The following is a 16,210-nucleotide window of genomic DNA, read 5'->3' as shown; positions in this document are numbered from 1 at the left end:
GGAGACCCTTCGGCATACTGAGCCGGTGCTCGATCACCGCCGTTCCGTCCTGCTCGCCTGGGCCGCGCTCGCCTCACTGGCGTTCGCCGCGCTGGCGTTCGCGGTGACGCGCGACCGCCTGCCGCTCGACGGGCTCGACAGGCTCGGCCGGTCCGCCGAGGACTGGGCGGACGACCACGCACTGCTCGTCGACGTGCTGCGCGTCGTGGAGGTGGCGTTCGGCACGATCGGGATGACGGTCCTCACAGCACTGCTGGCGCTGGTCCTCCTCCTGCGGCGCCACCGCTGGGCGGCGCTGCTGGTCGTCGTGGTGATGGCGGCGACGTCGGCGGCGACCACGGGTCTCAAGCTCTGGCTGGGTCGCGACCGGCCCGACTGGCAGGACACCTTCGGCTCCCACCTCAACTTCTCCTTCCCCTCCGGACACGCCTCGTCGACGGCTGCGTTCGCCGCGCTGCTGGTGATCCTGCTCGCGCTGTTCGTCCGGCGTACGAGCGCGCGCCGCCTCGGGATCGCGATCGTCGTGGCGTGGTGGCTGCTGGTGTGCCTGGACCGGGTGCTCCTGGGCCGGCACTTCCCGACCGACGTCATCGGCGGCTCGCTGCTGGGCGTCGCGGTGGCGCTGGTCGCCCTCGCGTTCATCGACCCGCGGCCGCGCTCGATCGCGGCGCGGACCGAGCCGCTGACCGAGGTCTACGCCTCGCAGCGCCGGCTCGCCGTCATCCTCAACCCGATCAAGGTCGAGGACGTCGGCCAGTTCCGCTCGCTCGTCGCCTCGATGGCCGAGGAGGCCGGCTGGTCCGAGCCGACCTGGCAGTACACGACCGTCGAGGACCCCGGCCGCGGCATGGCCGAGCGGGCGGCCGTCGCGGGCACCGACCTGGTGCTGGTGTGCGGCGGCGACGGCACCGTGCGCGAGGTCTGCGCCGAGCTGGCCGGCACGGGCATCCCCGTCGGCATCGTCCCGGCGGGCACGGGCAACCTGCTGGCCCGCAACCTCGGGCTCCCGCTCTACATCCGCGCCGCCATCGACGTCGCGCTCAACGGCCAGGACCGGGCGATCGACATGGTCGAGGTCGGCGGCGACGGCATCGAGGACACCCACTTCATGGTCATGGCGGGCATGGGCTTCGACGCCGCCCTCATGGAGGGCGTCAACGAGGACATCAAGAAGCGGATCGGCTGGGCCGCCTACTTCGTGTCGGGCCTGCGATCGCTGATGTTCCCGGCGGCCAGGTTCGAGATCCAGATCGACGACGAGGAGCCCACGGTCCACCGCGCCCGGACGGTCGTGGTCGGCAACGTCGGCTTCCTGCAGGCCGGCATGCCGCTCCTGCCCGACGCCACCATCGACGACGGCATCCTCGACGTGGTGATCATCCACCCGCGGCAGTTCCTGTCCTGGATCACGGTGGCGATGCGCGTGCTGCGCAAGAGCACGATCATCGACGAGACGATCGACCGCCGCACCGGTGCGCGCGTCCGGATCAAGGCGTTCGCCGACACCCCCCGCCAGCTCGACGGCGACTCCGTCGGCGAGGGCCGCGAGCTCTGGATGGAGTGCATCCACGGCCGGCTGCTGGTGCGCGTGCCGCGCTGATCAGTGGCCTTCGGCGAAGCGGTGGCCGATGCCGGGCTCGGTGACGAAGAGGACCGGGTGGGCGGGGTCGGTCTCGAGCTTCTTGCGGATGCTGGCCAGGTGCACCCGGAGGTAGTTGGTCTGGGTGTCGTACGCCGGACCCCACACGGCCCTCAGCAGCTCGGCCTGGCGGACCAGGCGGCCGCGGCGGCGGGCGAGCACGTCGACGATGCGCCACTCGGTCGGGGTCAGGTGGATCTCCTCGCCGCCACGGGTCGCGCGCGAGTCGGTGAGGTCGAGGCGCAGGCCGTCGACCTCGACGACGAGGTCCGGCTCCTCCCGACCGGAGCGCCGAGAGGCCACCCGCACCCGGGCGAGCAGCTCGTCGATGGAGAACGGCTTGGTGACGAAGTCGTCGGCGCCGAGGTCGAGGGCCTCCACCTTGTCGTCGGACTCGGCCCGCGCCGAGACCACGATGACCGGCACCTGGGTGAAGGAGCGGAGCTGGCGCAGCACCGCGACCCCGTCGAGGTCGGGCAGACCGAGGTCGAGCAGCACGACGTCGGGCATCCGCTCGTCGACGACCTGCAGCGCGGACCGGCCGTCGCCCGCCGTCTCGACCTCGTAGTCGCGGGCGCGCAGGTTGATCGACAGCGTCCGCCGCATCGCGGGGTCGTCGTCGACGACCAGCACGAACGTCATCGGGCTCCCTCCAGCTCCAGGATGAACGTGAGTCCCCCTCCCGGCGTCTCCTCGGTGGCGATCGTGCCACCCATCGCCTCGGTGAGGCCGCGTGCCACGGCGAGGCCCAGCCCCACGCCGTCCTGCCGCGGCACGTCACCGAGCCGCTGGAACGGCGCGAAGAGTCGCTCGTGGTCGCGGTCGCGCACCCCCGGGCCGGTGTCGGCGATCCGCAGCACCACGCGCTCGCCCGCGGCCGCCGCGTCGATACGTACGCTCGCCGACTCGGGCGTGTAGGTGAGCGCGTTCTCGCAGATGTTGGCCAGCACCCGGTCGAGCAGCCCGCCGTCGGCGAGCACCCCCACGTCGGGGTCGACAGCCACCTCGATGCGCGCGCCGCCGGGCAGCGGCGCGATGCTCCCGCGCACGGCCGCCGCCAGGTCGACCTCGGTGAGCACGGCGCTGACCGACCCGGTGTTGATCCGGCTCATGTCGAGCAGGTTGGCCACCAGGGCGGCGAGGCGGTCGGTCGCCTCCTCCACCGTCTCGAGGAGCTCGTCGCGGTCCTGCTCGGAGAACGTCACGTCGGTGGAGCGCAGGCTGGCGACCGCGACCTTGGCAGCGGCGAGCGGGTTGCGCAGGTCGTGCGACACGGCCGCGAGCAGGGCCGTCCGGGTCCGGTCGGCCTCCTCGAGGCGCAGCCGCTCGACCTCGGCTGCCGTGGCGTCCCGGCGCTCGGCCATCACCTTGGCGTAGGCGGCGTACGCGTTGAGCAGGCCGCGCTGCGACGCCGGGAGGGTCGTGCCGGAGAGGACCAGGGTCGTCCGGTCGTCAATCGCGGCGGCCATGTCGGCCCGTTCGACGCAGCCGGGGGGCTCACCCCAGGAGGCCACGACCGTCTCGACGCCCGCGGGGTCACGGCGCAGGACGGCGGCCCCCGTGGCGTTGAAGAGCCGGCACGCCGACGACAGGAGCCCCTCGGTGTCGGCCGTCGAGGTCAGCAGGTTGTGCGCCAGGACGGACAGGGCGTCCGCCTCGGCGCGGGCGGCCCTGGCCTCCGCTGTGCGACGCGCGGCCCGGTCGACGACCGATGACACCGCGATGCCCACGGCGACGAAGATCGCGATGGTGACGACGTTCTCCGTCTCGGCGACGCTGAGGGTGTAGAGCGGCGGGGTGAACAGGTAGTTGAGCAGCAGCGCGCCGACGAGGGCGGACACCACGGCCGGGGCCAGACCACCGACCAGCGCGGTGGCGACCACGACCAGCATCAGCGACATCGCCTCGATCGGCAGGGCGTGCAGGTCCCTCGTCAGGTGGAGCGCGAGGCTGAGGCAGAGAGGTGCCGCCACCCCGAGCACGAGGCCGGCCGCGCGGCGGCGCGGCCCGATGGTGTCGACGGCAGGCGCGGGCGACGTCCGGGCCCGGGCATGGTCGTGGGAGACGATGTGCACGTCGATGTCGCCCGACCCCGCGACGACCCGCTCGCCCACACCGGGCCTCAGCAGCGTCGAGATCCGGCCCCGTCGGCTCGCTCCGATCACGACCTGGGTCGCGTTCTCCGCCCGGGCGAACGCGAGGATCGCCTCGGCCGGGTCGTCGCCGACGACGGTGTGGAAGGAGCCGCCCAGCTCCTCGGCGGCCGTGGCGAGCCCGGCGAGTCGGTCGGGCGAGGTGCCCGTGAGGCCGTCCTGCCGGGTGACGTAGAGCGCCTGCCACTCGCCCGCGGAGCGCCGGCTGGCGATGCGGGCCGTGCGCCGCATGAGGGTGGTGGACTCCGGCCCGCCGCTGACCGGGACGACGATGCGCTCGCGCGTGGCCCAGGTGGAGTCGATCTCGTGCTCGTCGCGGTAGCGGGAGAGGCCTTCGTCGACCCGGTCGGCGAGCCACAGCAGCGCGAGCTCGCGCAGCGCGGTCAGGTTGCCCTCGCGGAAGTAGCGCGACAACGCGGCGTCGATCCTGTCCGCGGCGTAGATGTTGCCGTGGGCCATCCGGCGGCGCAGCGCCTGCGGGCTCATGTCGACGAGCTCGATCTGGTCGGCCGAGCGGACCACGTGGTCGGGCACCGTCTCGCGCTGCCGGATCCCGGTGACCTGCTCCGTCACGTCGTTGAGCGAGGCGAGGTGCTGGATGTTGACGGTCGTGACCACCTCGATGCCGGCGTCGAGCAGCGCCTCCACGTCCTGCCAGCGCTTCTCGTGCGTGCTGCCGGGGGCGTTGGTGTGGGCGAGCTCGTCGACCAGCACCACCTCCGGCCGCCGCGCGAGAATCGCCTCGAGGTCCATCTCCTCCTGGCGGGTGCCGCGGTGCTCGAGCGTGGCGCGTGGCACGACCTCGAGCCCCGCGACGGCACGCTCGGTGCCCGGGCGGCCGTGCGTCTCGACGTAGCCGACGACCAGGTCGGTGCCCCGCTCGACGCGACGACGACCCTCGTCGAGCATCGCGTAGGTCTTGCCCACTCCGGGGGCGGCGCCGAGGTAGACGCGCAGCCGACCGCGAGCGGTGGACGAGGGCATGGGCTCAGTCTCCACCAGCGGCGGCGACGGCGACGTTGAGATCGAGCACGTTGACCCCGGGCTCGCCCAGGAAGCCCAGCCCGCGCCCGCCGGTGTGCTCCTCGACGAGCCGCTCGACCTGCGCGACGGTGAGGCCGTTGGCCTCCGCGACGCGCCGCACCTGGAGGGCGGCGTACTCCGGGGAGATGTGCGGGTCGAGCCCCGACCCCGACGCGGTGACGGCGTCGGGCGGCACCGCGGATCGGTCGACCCCCTCGCGGGCCGCGACCTCGGCGCGGCGCTCCTCGATGGCGGCGAGGAGGTCGGGGCTGAGCGGGCCGAGGTTGCTGGGCGCCGAGGCCAGCGTGTCGTAGTCGTTGGGCGAGGGCCGCGACAGGAACCACCGGTCGCCCTCGAACCGCTGGCCGAGGAGGCGCGATCCGACCACCACGCCGTCGACGCGCACCGGCGAGCCGTCGGCGCGGTCCCCGAACGCCTGCCCGACGGCCCACACGGCGCCCGGGTAGCCGACGCCGAGCAGGACGGTCATGACGAGGAGGAGCCGCAGTCCGGCCAGGGACTGGCGCAGGAGGTCGATGAGCGGAGTGGTGAGCATGGTCAGCCGATCCCGGTGATGGTGGAGACGAGCAGGTCGATGAGCTTGATGCCGGCGAACGGCACGAGGATGCCGCCGAGGCCGAAGACGAGGATGTTGCGGCGCAGCACCGACGTCGCTGAGGCGGCGCGGAACCGCACCCCCCGCAGGGCGAGCGGGATGAGGGCGACGATGACCAGGGCGTTGAAGATGACCGCCGACAAGATCGCGGACTGCGGCGTCGCCAGCCCCATGACGTTGAGCCTGTCGAGCGAGGGGTAGGCCGCGACGAACATCGCCGGGACGATCGCGAAGTACTTCGCGACGTCGTTGGCGATGGAGAACGTCGTCAGGGCACCACGCGTGATGAGCAGCTGCTTGCCGATCTCGACGATGTCGATGAGCTTCGTCGGGTCGGAGTCGAGGTCCACCATGTTGCCGGCCTCCTTGGCGGCGGCCGTCCCGCTGTTCATCGCGACCCCGACGTCGGCGGCCGCGAGGGCCGGGGCGTCGTTCGTGCCGTCACCCGTCATCGCGACCAGCCGGCCGCCCTGCTGCTCGCGGTGGATGTAGGCCATCTTGTCCTCCGGGGTCGCCTCGGCGAGGAAGTCGTCGACCCCGGCCTCGGCCGCGATCGCCCGCGCGGTCAGGGCGTTGTCGCCGGTGATCATCACCGTGCGGATGCCCATGGCTCGCAGCTCGGCGAACCGCTCGGCCATCCCCTTCTTCACCACGTCCTTGAGGTGGACCACACCGAGCACCCGGCCGGCACCCGCGGGGTCCTTGCGGCCGATCACCAACGGCGTGCCTCCCGAGCGGGCGATCCCGTCGACGGTGTGCTGCACCTCGATCGGCGGCTCCGTGCCGAGCCAGGCGGCGATGGCGGAGCCGGCCCCCTTGCGCAGCTGCGTGCCGTCGGCGAGGTCGACGCCGGACATCCGGGTCTGAGCGGTGAACTCCACGAAGGCCGCCCCGCGCGGCAGGGCGCCGTCGTCGGCGCCCCGGCTGAGCGCGAGGTCGACGATCGAGCGGCCCTCGGGGGTCTGGTCGGCGAGGCTGGAGAGTCGTGCGGCGTCGCGCAGCTCGTCCTCCCCTACGCCGGGTGCTGCCACCAGCCGGCTGGCCTGACGGTTGCCGTAGGTGATCGTGCCCGTCTTGTCGAGCAGCAGCGTGCTCACGTCGCCGGCGGCCTCGACGGCACGACCCGACATGGCCAGGACGTTGACCCGCACCAGCCGGTCCATGCCGGCGATGCCGATCGCCGAGAGCAGCGCGCCGATCGTGGTCGGGATCAGGCAGACCAGCAGCGCCACGAGGACGACGACGTCCTGAGGGGCACCGGCGTAGGACGCCATGGGGGCGAGCGTGGCCACCGCGGCGAGGAAGACCAGCGTCAGGCTGGCCAGGAGGATCGAGAGCGCGATCTCGTTGGGGGTCCGTCGCCGGGAGGTGCCCTCCACCAGGGCGATCATCTTGTCGAGGAAGGTCTCCCCCGCCGCGGCGGTGATGCGCACGACGATGCGGTCCGAGAGCACCCGGGTCCCGCCCGTGACGGCACTCCGGTCACCGCCCGCCTCCCGGACGACCGGGGCGGACTCCCCGGTGATGGCCGACTCGTCGACGGACGCGATGCCCTCGACGATGTCGCCGTCGCCCGGGATGACCTGACCCGCCTCGACGACCACGTGGTCGCCGACCTCGAGCTGCGTCGCCGGCACCTCGGACTCCGAGCCGTCGGCCCCCAGCAGGCGCGCGACGGTGTCGGTCCGAGCGGCCCGCAAGGACGCGGCCTGCGCCTTGCCGCGCCCCTCGGCCACCGCCTCGGCGAGGGTGCCGAAGAGGACGGTGAGCCAGAGCCAGACCGTGATCGAGACGGTGAACGTGCTGGGGTCGCGGAGGGCCGCGACGGTCGTCGCCACCGACCCGAGCAGCACCAGGAACATCACGGGCGAGCGCCACAGGTGGCGGGGGTCGAGCTTGCGCACGGCCTCCGGCAGCTGCTGAAGAGCCTGGCCGACCAGCACGCCCAGCGTCAGGCCCGCGGCCGGCGCCCGCCCGCGGCGGCCCGCCGCGTCGTGCTCCGCGCTCGTGGGCGGGATCGGGCTCAGGGTCGAGGTGGGAGGTGTCATGCGAGGGCCTCAGCAATCGGTCCGAGGGCGAGCGCCGGGAAGTAGGTGAGGCCGGTCATGATGAGGATGACGCCGACCAGCATCCCGACGAAGAGGGGCTTGTGGGTGGGCAGGGTCCCCGCGGTGACCGGGACCTTGCCCTGCTCGGCCAGGGAGCCGGCGAGCATGAGGACGAGCACGATGGGCAGCAGCCGGCCGAGGAGCATGGCGAGGGCGAGCATCACCTGGAAGAAGTCGGAGGTCACGGTGATGCCGCCGAAGGCGCTGCCGTTGTTGTTGGCGGCGGAGGTGAAGGCGTAGAGCACCTCGGAGAAGCCGTGACCGCCCGGGTTGCCCATCGCGTCGGAGGTGGAGTCGCGCGAGATCGCGATGCCCGTCCCGACGAGGACGAGCGCGGGCGTGGTGAGGGTGTAGAGCGCGACGTAGGTCATCTGCCTCGCACCGATCTTCTTGCCGAGCAGCTCGGGGGTGCGCCCCACCATCAGCCCGGCGACGAAGACGACCAGGATCGCCATCACGAGGATGCCGTAGATGCCCGCCCCGACCCCGCCCGGCACGATCTCGCCGAGCATCATGTTGACCATCACCACGCCACCACCGGTGGCCGTCAACGAGTCGTGCGAGGCGTTGACCGCTCCCGTCGACGTCCCCGTGGTGGCGACCGCGAAGAGGGCGGACGCCCACTCCCCGAACCGGGTCTCCTTGCCCTCCATCGCGGCGCCGGCCGCCTGCGCGGTCGGCGAGTGGGCACCCACCTCCGCCCAGGTGGCCACCGCGAGCGACGCCGACCACAGCACGCCCATCACGGCCAGGACCGCCAGGCCCTGCCGGCGGTTGCCGAGCAGCGTCCCGAGGGTGCGGGTCAGGGCCACGGGCAGCACCAGGATCAGGAAGATCTGGAGGAAGTTGGTGACGGCGGTGGGATTCTCGAAGGGATGGGCGGAGTTGGCGTTGAAGAACCCGCCACCGTTGTTGCCGAGCTGCTTGATCGCCTCCTGACTGGCGACCGGGCCGCCGGTGAGCACCTGCGAGTGCCCCGCCAGGGTGCCCATCGTGGAGTCGGTGAAGCTCTGCACGACGCCCCCGGCGACCAGCAGGACGGCACCGACGAACGCCAGCGGCAGCAGGATCCGCACGGTGCCTCGGGTCAGGTCGACCCAGAAGTTGCCCAGTGCGCCCGTCCGCGAGCGGACGAAGCCGCGGACCAGCGCGACGGCGACGGCGATCCCGACCGCGGCGGAGAGGAAGTTCTGCACCGCCAGGCCGGCCATCTGCGCGGTGAAGCCCATCGTGGACTCCCCGGCGTACGACTGCCAGTTGGTGTTGGTGACGAACGAGACCGCGGTGTTGACGGACATCCAGAACGGGACGCCCGGCAGGCCGCGGTCCATCGGCAGGGCGGCCTGGCCGAGCTGGACCGCCATCAGGACCACGACGCCCACGAGACTGAACCCGATGACGCTGGTGGCGTAGGAGCGCGCGCCCTGCTCGGCGCCGGGATCCACGCCGCAGAGGCGGTAGACCACGCGCTCGGCGCGCAGGTGGCGGGTGTCGGTGTAGACCCGCGCCATGTGGTCGCCCAGCGGGACGTACGCCGCAGCGAGCAGGGCGACGAGGAGGGCGATCGTCAGGAGACCGCCGAGGGTGTCGGACACTAGAAGCGCTCCGGGAAGACCAGGGCGGCGAGGACGTAGAGCGCGGCGCAGACCACCGCGACCACGAGCAGGCTGGATTCGATGCTCATGCCGGCCAGCAAAGCCCCGACGGCGGTCCGGTCAGCCCGCCTTGACGCGTTCTTGGCGCGCGTTGACGCCCACTTGGCGCCCACGTGGCCCGCGCCACTCCCTCGGGCCCGGCGCGCTGATCGACGTCAGGACGCGACGGCGAGCAGCATCCCGGCGGCGACACCGCCCAGGACGACGGCCGCAGCCATGGCCCAGGTCGCCCGCCACCCCATCGCCCGGCCGACCATGACCACCGACGGGACGCTGAGCGCCGGCAGCGTGATGAGCAGGGCGCCTGTCGTCCCGGCACCTGCACCGAGCGCCAGCAGGGCGGCGACGACGGGGATCTCCCCGCCGGTCGGGATGACCAGCAGGGCCCCGAGGACGGCCACGACCAGCACCGCTGCCACACCGAGGCTGGCCTCGACGCCGGCGAAGTCGCTCAGCCACGGACTCAGCAGGCCCATCACGAAGACGAGCGCGACGTACTCCGGCACGAGCACGAGGACGAACCGGCCCAGCGAGCGCAGGTAGCGGCCCGGGAGGTCGCCCAGCCGCACCGGTTCGTCCACCGGTGGCGCTGCGACGGCGGGTGCGCCTGCCCCGCGAGCGTCGAGCAGACGGCCGATGAGCGCGCTGGCACCGACGACGACGGCCAGGCCGACGACCACGCGCGTGACGGCGTACTCCGCCGGCAGCACGAACGCCAGGAACACCAGCACGGCCGGGTTGAGGAGGGGGTTGCCCACCCAGTAGGCGAGAGCTGCGCTCGTGGACACCCCGCTGCGGCGCAGCCCGACCGCCACCGGCGCCGTGCAGCAGCTGCACATCATCGACGGCAGGGAGGCCGCCCCGCCGGCGACGGCCTGTCCCGTCGGCGAGCGGCGGTTGAGCAGGCGCGTCACCCAGCCGCGCGGCACGAGGGCATCGACCGCGGCGGCGACGAGCAGGCCGACCACGACCGCGCGCCACACCGCGTCCAGGTAGGCCACGGTGAAGTCCCAGGCGCCCGAGAGCGACGGCCCGTCTCCACCTGCCGACTCGAAGATGGGTCCCGACGGCCACGTCGGCGCGGCCTCCAGGGCGAGGGCGCGGTCCCAGTAGGGCAGCCACTTCGACCACGCGAAGCCGATGGTCGCCACCAGCACGAGGACGACCAGCCCGGCGACTCCCACCCGGAGGGGACGTCGTTCGACCGAGATTCCCGAGAGCATGCCACCCATCGTCGGACGCGGCGGCGGGACCGGCAAGGGGTCCCACCCGTCGGGAGGACCGGTGGCTAGGGGGCCGCGCGGCGGTACTGCACCGGCCACAGGTCGGTGCCGGTCTCGCCCAGCTCGTGGGCCGCGCGGAGCGGCCAGTGCGGCTCGCGCAGCAGCTCGCGACCGAGCAGCACGACGTCGGCCGACCCGTCGGCGAGGATCTCCTCGGCCTGCTTGGGCGTGGTGATGAGCCCGACGGCGCCGGTCGGGACGCCGGCCGCGGTGCGGATGCGCCGCGCGAACCGCACCTGGTAGCCCGGTTCGACCGGGATGTCGGCGCCCGGCACGTTGCCGCCCGTGGAGGTGTCGACGAGGTCGACGCCCTCCTCGTGCGCCAGGGCGGCGAGCCGCACGGTCTCGTCGGCGGTCCAGCCGCCCTCGACCCAGTCGGTGGCGGAGACCCGGAGCAGCAGCGGGAGCCCGGCCGGCACGCGGGACCGGACCTCGCGGACCACCTCCAGCACCAGGCGTACGCGCCCGTCGAAGGAGCCGCCGTAGCCGTCCTGGCGGTGGTTGGACAGCGGCGAGAGGAACTCGTGGAGCAGGTAGCCGTGGGCGCCGTGCAGCTCGATGACGTCGAAGCCGGCGGCGACGGCGCGCTCGGCCGCGTCACCGAAGGCGGTCACCACGCGGGCGATGCCCGCCTCGTCCAGCGGCTCGGGGTCGGGACGCAGCCCGGCGAAGGGCTCGGCCGACGGGCCGACGGGCCGCCAGCCGCCGTCGGAGTCGGGGACGCCGCCTCGCTCGCCGGTGAAGCCGCTGTAGGTCGACGCCTTGCGGCCGGCGTGGGCGAGCTGGACGCCCGCCGCGGCCCCCTGTCCGTGCACGAAGTCCACGATCCGGGTCCACGCCGCCTGCTGCTCGTCGTTCCACAGCCCGGTGTCCTCCGGCGAGATCCGCCCCTCCGGCACCACCGCGGTCGCCTCGGTGAGGACCAGTCCGGCGCCGCCGCGCGCGAAGGAGCCGAGGTGGACCAGGTGCCACTCCCCCGGCACGCCGTCGGCGGCGGAGTACTGGCACATCGGCGCCACCCAGACGCGGTTGCGGAGGGTCAGGTCGCGAAGGGTGACAGGGCTGAACAGACGACTCACGGGGGCGCTCCTGCGTGGCTGCTGGTGGGGGACGGTCCGTGAGTCCGAACCGGCGAGGACGCCGTGTTGTTCCGCCCCGCGTTGTTTCGCCCCGTCCCTGGTGCGTGCCGAGCGGGCCCGTCAGGGTCGCGCGTGCTCGATCGCCTCCTCCTCCTCGGGCGAGAGCTGCTGCTCGCACGACCAGGAGGAGATCGACTTGGCGTAGGTGCGGGCCTCGCTGCGCCCGTGGATGGACGTCAGCACCACGCCGTGGCCGGCGTCGTCGAGCACGGCCAGGCTCCAGCTGAGGTGACCGCCGACGTCGCCGAACGCGTCGTAGCGCACCACTGACAGGTGGCGCAGCGCGTCGGCGCTCTCGGCCTTGAGGGCCGCGACCTCCTGTCGCAGGCCGTGCACGTCCTCGGGCAGCGCCTCGACGCCCTCGCCGGAGGTGCGTGCCGTCGTACGACGGAGGGCCAGCGCGGCGAGCGCGCAGGCGACGGCGGAGAGGACGACGGCGACCACGGCGAGCATGGAACGACCCTATGTTCGGCGGCTGGTCACGGCCGGTCGGACACGGCCGGAGGTGACACACTCGCGCACGTGACAGCTCGACGGATCGCCTACCAGGGAGAGCCCGGCGCCAACTCCCACCTGGTGTGCCAACAGGCCTACCCCGACTGGGAGCCGCTGGCGTGCCCGTCGTTCGAGGACGCGTTCGCCGCGGTCGAGGGCGGCGAGGCCGACCTCGCGATGATCCCGATCGACAACTCGATCGCCGGGCGGGTGGCCGACATCCACCACTTCCTGCCCACCTCGAGCCTGCACATCGTCGGCGAGCGGTTCCTGCGCATCCAGTTCTCCCTGATGGCGCTGCCCGAGGCGAGCATCGACTCGCTGCGCACCGTGCACAGCCACGTCCACGCCCTCGGCCAGTGCCGCGGGGTGATCCGCGAGCTCGGCCTGACCCCGGTGGTGGCCGGCGACACCGCCGGCGCGGCCCGCGAGGTCGCCGAGGCCGGCGACCCGACCCAGGCCGCGATCGCGCCGCCGCTGGCCGCCGAGATCTACGGCCTGCAGGTGCTGCGCGAGGAGATCGAGGACGAGGACCACAACACCACGCGCTTCGTGGTGCTCTCCCGCGACTTCGAGCAGGCGCCCGCGGACGGCCGCCCGGTCGTGACCACGTTCATCTTCAACGTGCGCAACCTGCCGGCGGCGCTCTACAAGGCGCTCGGCGGCTTCGCGACCAACGGCGTCAACATGACCAAGCTGGAGAGCTACATGGTCGGCGGCCAGTTCACCGCCACCCAGTTCCTCGCCGAGGTCGATGGCCACCCCGACGACCCGGGCGTGCGCAACGCGCTGGAGGAGCTCGCGTTCTTCACCACGGAGGTCACGGTGGTCGGTGTCTACCCCGCCGACTCCTTCCGCGCGCGATGACTGCGACACTTCCCCGGTGATCGACCTGCTCGTGGTGGCGCTCGCCTTCGGCGCCATCTTCGTCGTGGAGCTGCCCGACAAGACCTTCATCGCCACGCTGGTGATGTCGACGAAGATGCGTCCGCTCCTCGTCTGGCTCGGCGTCGCGCTCGCGTTCCTCGTCCAGACGGGCGTCGCGGTGGGCGTCGGCAAGGCCGCCTCGTTCCTGCCCGAGCAGCTGGTCCACACCGTCGCCGCGGTGATGTTCGCGATCGGGGCGGTCATCCTCTTCCGCGAGGCCCGCTCCGCCGACGACGACGAGCCCGGGCAGGAGGACGAGTTCGCCGCCAGGGCCGACTCCGGCGCCCACGGGCTCAAGGTCGTGGCGACGTCGTTCCTGGTGCTCTTCGCCGCCGAGTGGGGCGACCTGTCGCAGCTGCTCACCATCTCGCTGGTCGCGAAGTACGACGACCCGGTGTCGGTGTTCCTCGGCGCCTGGGGCGCCCTGCTCGCGGTCTCCGGCCTGGCGGTCATCGTGGGCCGGCTGCTGCTCCAGCGGGTGCGGCTGGCGGTGCTCCATTATGTGGGTGCGACGGTGTGCCTGCTCATGGCAGCCTTCACGGTGTGGGAGATGACACGCTGACCGACCCGGTCCACGGCGGCCTCCGCAACGAGGTCCGCGACCGGTTCGTCGCCGTCAACGGCGACCACGCGATGTCGTCCGAGGACGACGCCTACGTCCGCGAGCACTTCGTGGAGGCCTCGCCCGGAGCGACGCGGCTCATGCTCGACGGCCGGCTGCCGCTGCCGTCGTACGTCCTGGGCGACGGCACCGCGATGGTGCCCGCCGACCACGGCCGTCTCGCGGAGCTGGCCGGCGGCCTCGACCGGCTGCACGACTGGTTCGTGGCGTTCTGGGAGGGCGACGAGGCGGCCGGCGAGCGCGAGTGGCAGGCCTACCTGTCCGGGCAGCACGCCGGCCTCCGCGAGGTGTCGCCCGTGCGGATCAGGCAGGTGGCCGAGCGCGTCGCCGAGGCCCGGGCCGCCCTCGACCTGCTGCGCCGCGACCCGCACGACCCGATCGGACGCGGCATGCTCGGCGAGGCCGTCGACGGCGTCATCGCGGTGCCGGGACTCGACGCGATGCTCCTGCCGATGACCGCCTACGACCGGCTCCGCGCCGGGGGGCCCACGATCCGCGAGCGCTGGGTCGACGCCCCGCGAGCGGCGTACCTGACGCCTGCGCCCCCGGTGTGGCCGCTGCGCACCGAGCGTCTGCTGCTGCGCCCGCATGAGCTCGGCGACGCCGACGCCTTCGTCACCGCCTGGGGCTCCGAGGAGTGGACGAGCCTGCTCCTCAGCCGCCCGATGAACCGGGCCGAGGTCGTCGAGATGGTGCGCCGACGCACCGAGCGCGGCGACGGCACGTTCCTCGGCCTCGCGGTCACCACCCTCGACGGCACCGTCGTGGGCGACTCGATCCTCCACCTTCAGGGCACCGGCCTCAGTGAGGCCGAGATCGGCTGGACGGTCCTGCCCGAGCACGCCGGGCGGGGCTACGCGACCGAGGCGGCGCGGGCCGTGCTCCGGCTCGGCTTCGAGCACTACGGGCTGCGGCGCATCATGGCCAACCTCGACGTGCGCAACGAGCGCTCGGCCGCCCTCTGCGAGCGCCTCGGCATGCGCCGCGAGGTGCACCGCATCGCCGACTTCTGGTCCAAGGGCGAGTGGACCAGCTCCTATGAGTACGCCCTGCTGCGCGAGGAGTGGCGCGCGGCCCGGGGTTAGGTCGTTCGTCGCCGTGTTGGTTCGCGCCTCTCTCTCGTTTCCCTCGTTGGTTCATCAAGGTATGCAGACGAACCCGCGCTTCCCACGGTGAGCTCATCGAGGGGAGTGCGGGTTGAGCGACATACCTTGATGAACCGACGCGACGGCCCCCGCGCGGACGATCGAGCACCCCCGAGCCCGGATAGAGTCCCGCCCATGGTCACCACCCCGCACGGAGCCGACAGCGAGGTCGGCCGCCTGGCCACCGTGATGCTCCACCGCCCCGGCAACGAGCTCAAGCGGCTCACGCCTCGCAACAACGACCGGCTGCTCTTCGACGGCATCCCGTGGGTGAGCCGGGCCCAGGAGGAGCACGACGCGTTCGCCGAGACGCTGCGCGACCGTGGGGTCGAGGTGCTCTACCTGACCGACCTGCTCACCGAGACCCTCGAGAGCGATCTCGCCCGCAACCACGCGATCACCAGCGCGCTGTCAGGGCTGCACCTCGGCGACACCATGCGCCGCTACCTCGCGCAGGCGCTGCGCGACCTCGCCCCGGCGGAGCTGACCGACGTGCTCACCGCGGGCATCCGCAACGACGAGGTACGCGGCGGCCACGGCCTGGTGACCAGCCTGCTCGACCCGCACGACTTCCTCATCGACCCGCTCCCCAACCTGCTCTTCACCCGCGACTCCAGCGTCTGGGTACGCGACCGCGTGGCCGTCACCAGCCTCGCCATGCCCGCCCGCAAGCGCGAGACCCAGCTGACCGAGCTCATCTACACCGAGCACCCCCGCTTCGCCGGCACCCGCAAGATCCACGGCTGGCACAACGAGCACGTCGAGGGCGGCGACGTCCTGCTGCTCGCGCCGGGCGTGATCGCGGTCGGCGTCGGGGAGCGGACGACCCCCGCAGGCGTCGAGCGGCTCGCGCGACAGGTGTTCCACGCCGGCCTGGCCCACACCGTGCTGGCGGTGCCGATCGCGCAGGAGCGCGCGACGATGCACCTCGACACCGTCTGCACCATGGTCGACGTGGACAAGGTGGTGATGTACCCCAACGTCGCCGACACACTTCGCGCCGTCACGGTGACCCTGCTCGACCCGGGGTCGGGCGAGGCCGACCTGACCCTCGACGTCAGCGACCACGAGCCGTTCCTCGTGGCGGCGGCCAAGGCGATGCAGATCGACACGCTGCACCAGATCGACACCGGCCTCGACCCGGTCACGGCCGAGCGCGAGCAGTGGGACGACGGCAACAACACCCTCGCCCTGGCGCCGCGGGTGGCGGTGGCCTACGAGCGCAACGACGAGACCAACGACCGGCTCGAGGCCGCCGGGATCGAGGTCGTCCGCATCGCCGGGTCCGAGCTCGGGTCCGGTCGCGGTGGACCGCGCTGCATGAGCTGCCCGGTCGCCCGGCAGCCGCTCCGCGAGGACTGAACGGGCGCGCGTCACGTTCGGCCCGGTGCGTCGTTGACGGGGC

13 protein-coding genes are annotated in these 16,210 nt (G+C 72.8%); 5 read left to right on the top strand and 8 right to left on the bottom strand.

Features of this window, described 5'->3' with window-relative positions; genetic code table 11:
* Window positions 1-25: 25 nt before the first annotated feature.
* Window positions 26-1,600 carry a bifunctional phosphatase PAP2/diacylglycerol kinase family protein gene (locus AC3X7Z_RS06745; RefSeq protein ID WP_489975434.1) on the top strand — a complete coding sequence of 525 codons (1,575 nt, stop codon included), beginning with the start codon at window positions 26-28 and terminating at the stop codon, window positions 1,598-1,600.
* On the opposite strand, the gene AC3X7Z_RS06740 is transcribed toward AC3X7Z_RS06745, so the two are convergent.
* From AC3X7Z_RS06740 to AC3X7Z_RS06705, 8 genes are all read right to left on the bottom strand, one after another.
* The gene (locus AC3X7Z_RS06740; RefSeq protein WP_186339790.1) at window positions 1,601-2,281 is read right to left on the bottom strand and encodes a response regulator; all 681 of its coding nucleotides are present in this window, start codon (window positions 2,279-2,281) and stop codon (window positions 1,601-1,603) included.
* A complete protein-coding gene (locus tag AC3X7Z_RS06735; RefSeq protein ID WP_489975433.1) occupies window positions 2,278-4,776 on the bottom strand; it encodes a DUF4118 domain-containing protein in 2,499 nt (832 codons plus the stop codon). Before AC3X7Z_RS06735 ends, AC3X7Z_RS06740 begins: the two co-directional genes overlap by 4 nt.
* Before the next feature lie 4 nt (window positions 4,777-4,780).
* Window positions 4,781-5,371 carry a potassium-transporting ATPase subunit KdpC gene (gene kdpC, locus AC3X7Z_RS06730; RefSeq protein WP_489975432.1) on the bottom strand — a complete coding sequence of 197 codons (591 nt, stop codon included), beginning with the start codon at window positions 5,369-5,371 and terminating at the stop codon, window positions 4,781-4,783.
* A 2-nt stretch (window positions 5,372-5,373) separates the two neighbouring features.
* Window positions 5,374-7,479 carry a potassium-transporting ATPase subunit KdpB gene (gene kdpB / locus AC3X7Z_RS06725; protein ID WP_489975431.1) on the bottom strand — a complete coding sequence of 702 codons (2,106 nt, stop codon included), beginning with the start codon at window positions 7,477-7,479 and terminating at the stop codon, window positions 5,374-5,376.
* On the bottom strand, window positions 7,476-9,134 hold the full coding sequence (gene kdpA / locus AC3X7Z_RS06720) for a potassium-transporting ATPase subunit KdpA (RefSeq protein ID WP_186339786.1): 1,659 nt from the start codon (window positions 9,132-9,134) through the stop codon (window positions 7,476-7,478). Before kdpA ends, kdpB begins: the two co-directional genes overlap by 4 nt.
* 215 nt (window positions 9,135-9,349) lie before the next feature.
* Window positions 9,350-10,417: a permease gene (locus tag AC3X7Z_RS06715; RefSeq protein ID WP_489975430.1), complete on the bottom strand. Its 1,068-nt coding sequence runs from the start codon at window positions 10,415-10,417 to the stop codon at window positions 9,350-9,352.
* Window positions 10,418-10,482: 65 nt separating this feature from the next.
* The gene (locus tag AC3X7Z_RS06710; RefSeq protein WP_489975429.1) at window positions 10,483-11,556 is read right to left on the bottom strand and encodes an NADH:flavin oxidoreductase/NADH oxidase; all 1,074 of its coding nucleotides are present in this window, start codon (window positions 11,554-11,556) and stop codon (window positions 10,483-10,485) included.
* Between the two features lie 120 nt (window positions 11,557-11,676).
* Window positions 11,677-12,069 (bottom strand): DUF4446 family protein, encoded by a 393-nt coding sequence (locus AC3X7Z_RS06705; RefSeq protein WP_186339783.1) that lies wholly within the window; start codon window positions 12,067-12,069, stop codon window positions 11,677-11,679.
* Window positions 12,070-12,138: 69 nt separating this feature from the next.
* Here AC3X7Z_RS06705 and AC3X7Z_RS06700 point away from each other — a divergent pair, with 69 nt between their 5' ends.
* The 4 genes from AC3X7Z_RS06700 (at window position 12,139) to AC3X7Z_RS06685 (ending at window position 16,167) form a co-directional block, all read left to right on the top strand.
* Window positions 12,139-12,978: a prephenate dehydratase gene (locus AC3X7Z_RS06700; protein ID WP_489975428.1), complete on the top strand. Its 840-nt coding sequence runs from the start codon at window positions 12,139-12,141 to the stop codon at window positions 12,976-12,978.
* 16 nt (window positions 12,979-12,994) lie between these two features.
* Window positions 12,995-13,600: a TMEM165/GDT1 family protein gene (locus AC3X7Z_RS06695; RefSeq protein WP_489975427.1), complete on the top strand. Its 606-nt coding sequence runs from the start codon at window positions 12,995-12,997 to the stop codon at window positions 13,598-13,600.
* Complete coding sequence (locus AC3X7Z_RS06690; protein WP_489975426.1) at window positions 13,582-14,745, top strand: GNAT family N-acetyltransferase; 1,164 nt, start codon at window positions 13,582-13,584, stop codon at window positions 14,743-14,745. The genes AC3X7Z_RS06695 and AC3X7Z_RS06690 overlap by 19 nt, the downstream gene beginning before the upstream one ends.
* Window positions 14,746-14,940: 195 nt before the next feature.
* Window positions 14,941-16,167, top strand: a complete 1,227-nt coding sequence (locus tag AC3X7Z_RS06685; RefSeq protein ID WP_186339780.1) for an arginine deiminase — start codon at window positions 14,941-14,943, stop codon at window positions 16,165-16,167.
* Window positions 16,168-16,210: the final 43 nt, after the last annotated feature.

It is taken from the genome of Nocardioides sp. Z24_21 (assembly GCF_058134345.1).
This window is presented reverse-complemented; position numbering and strand designations above follow the sequence as displayed.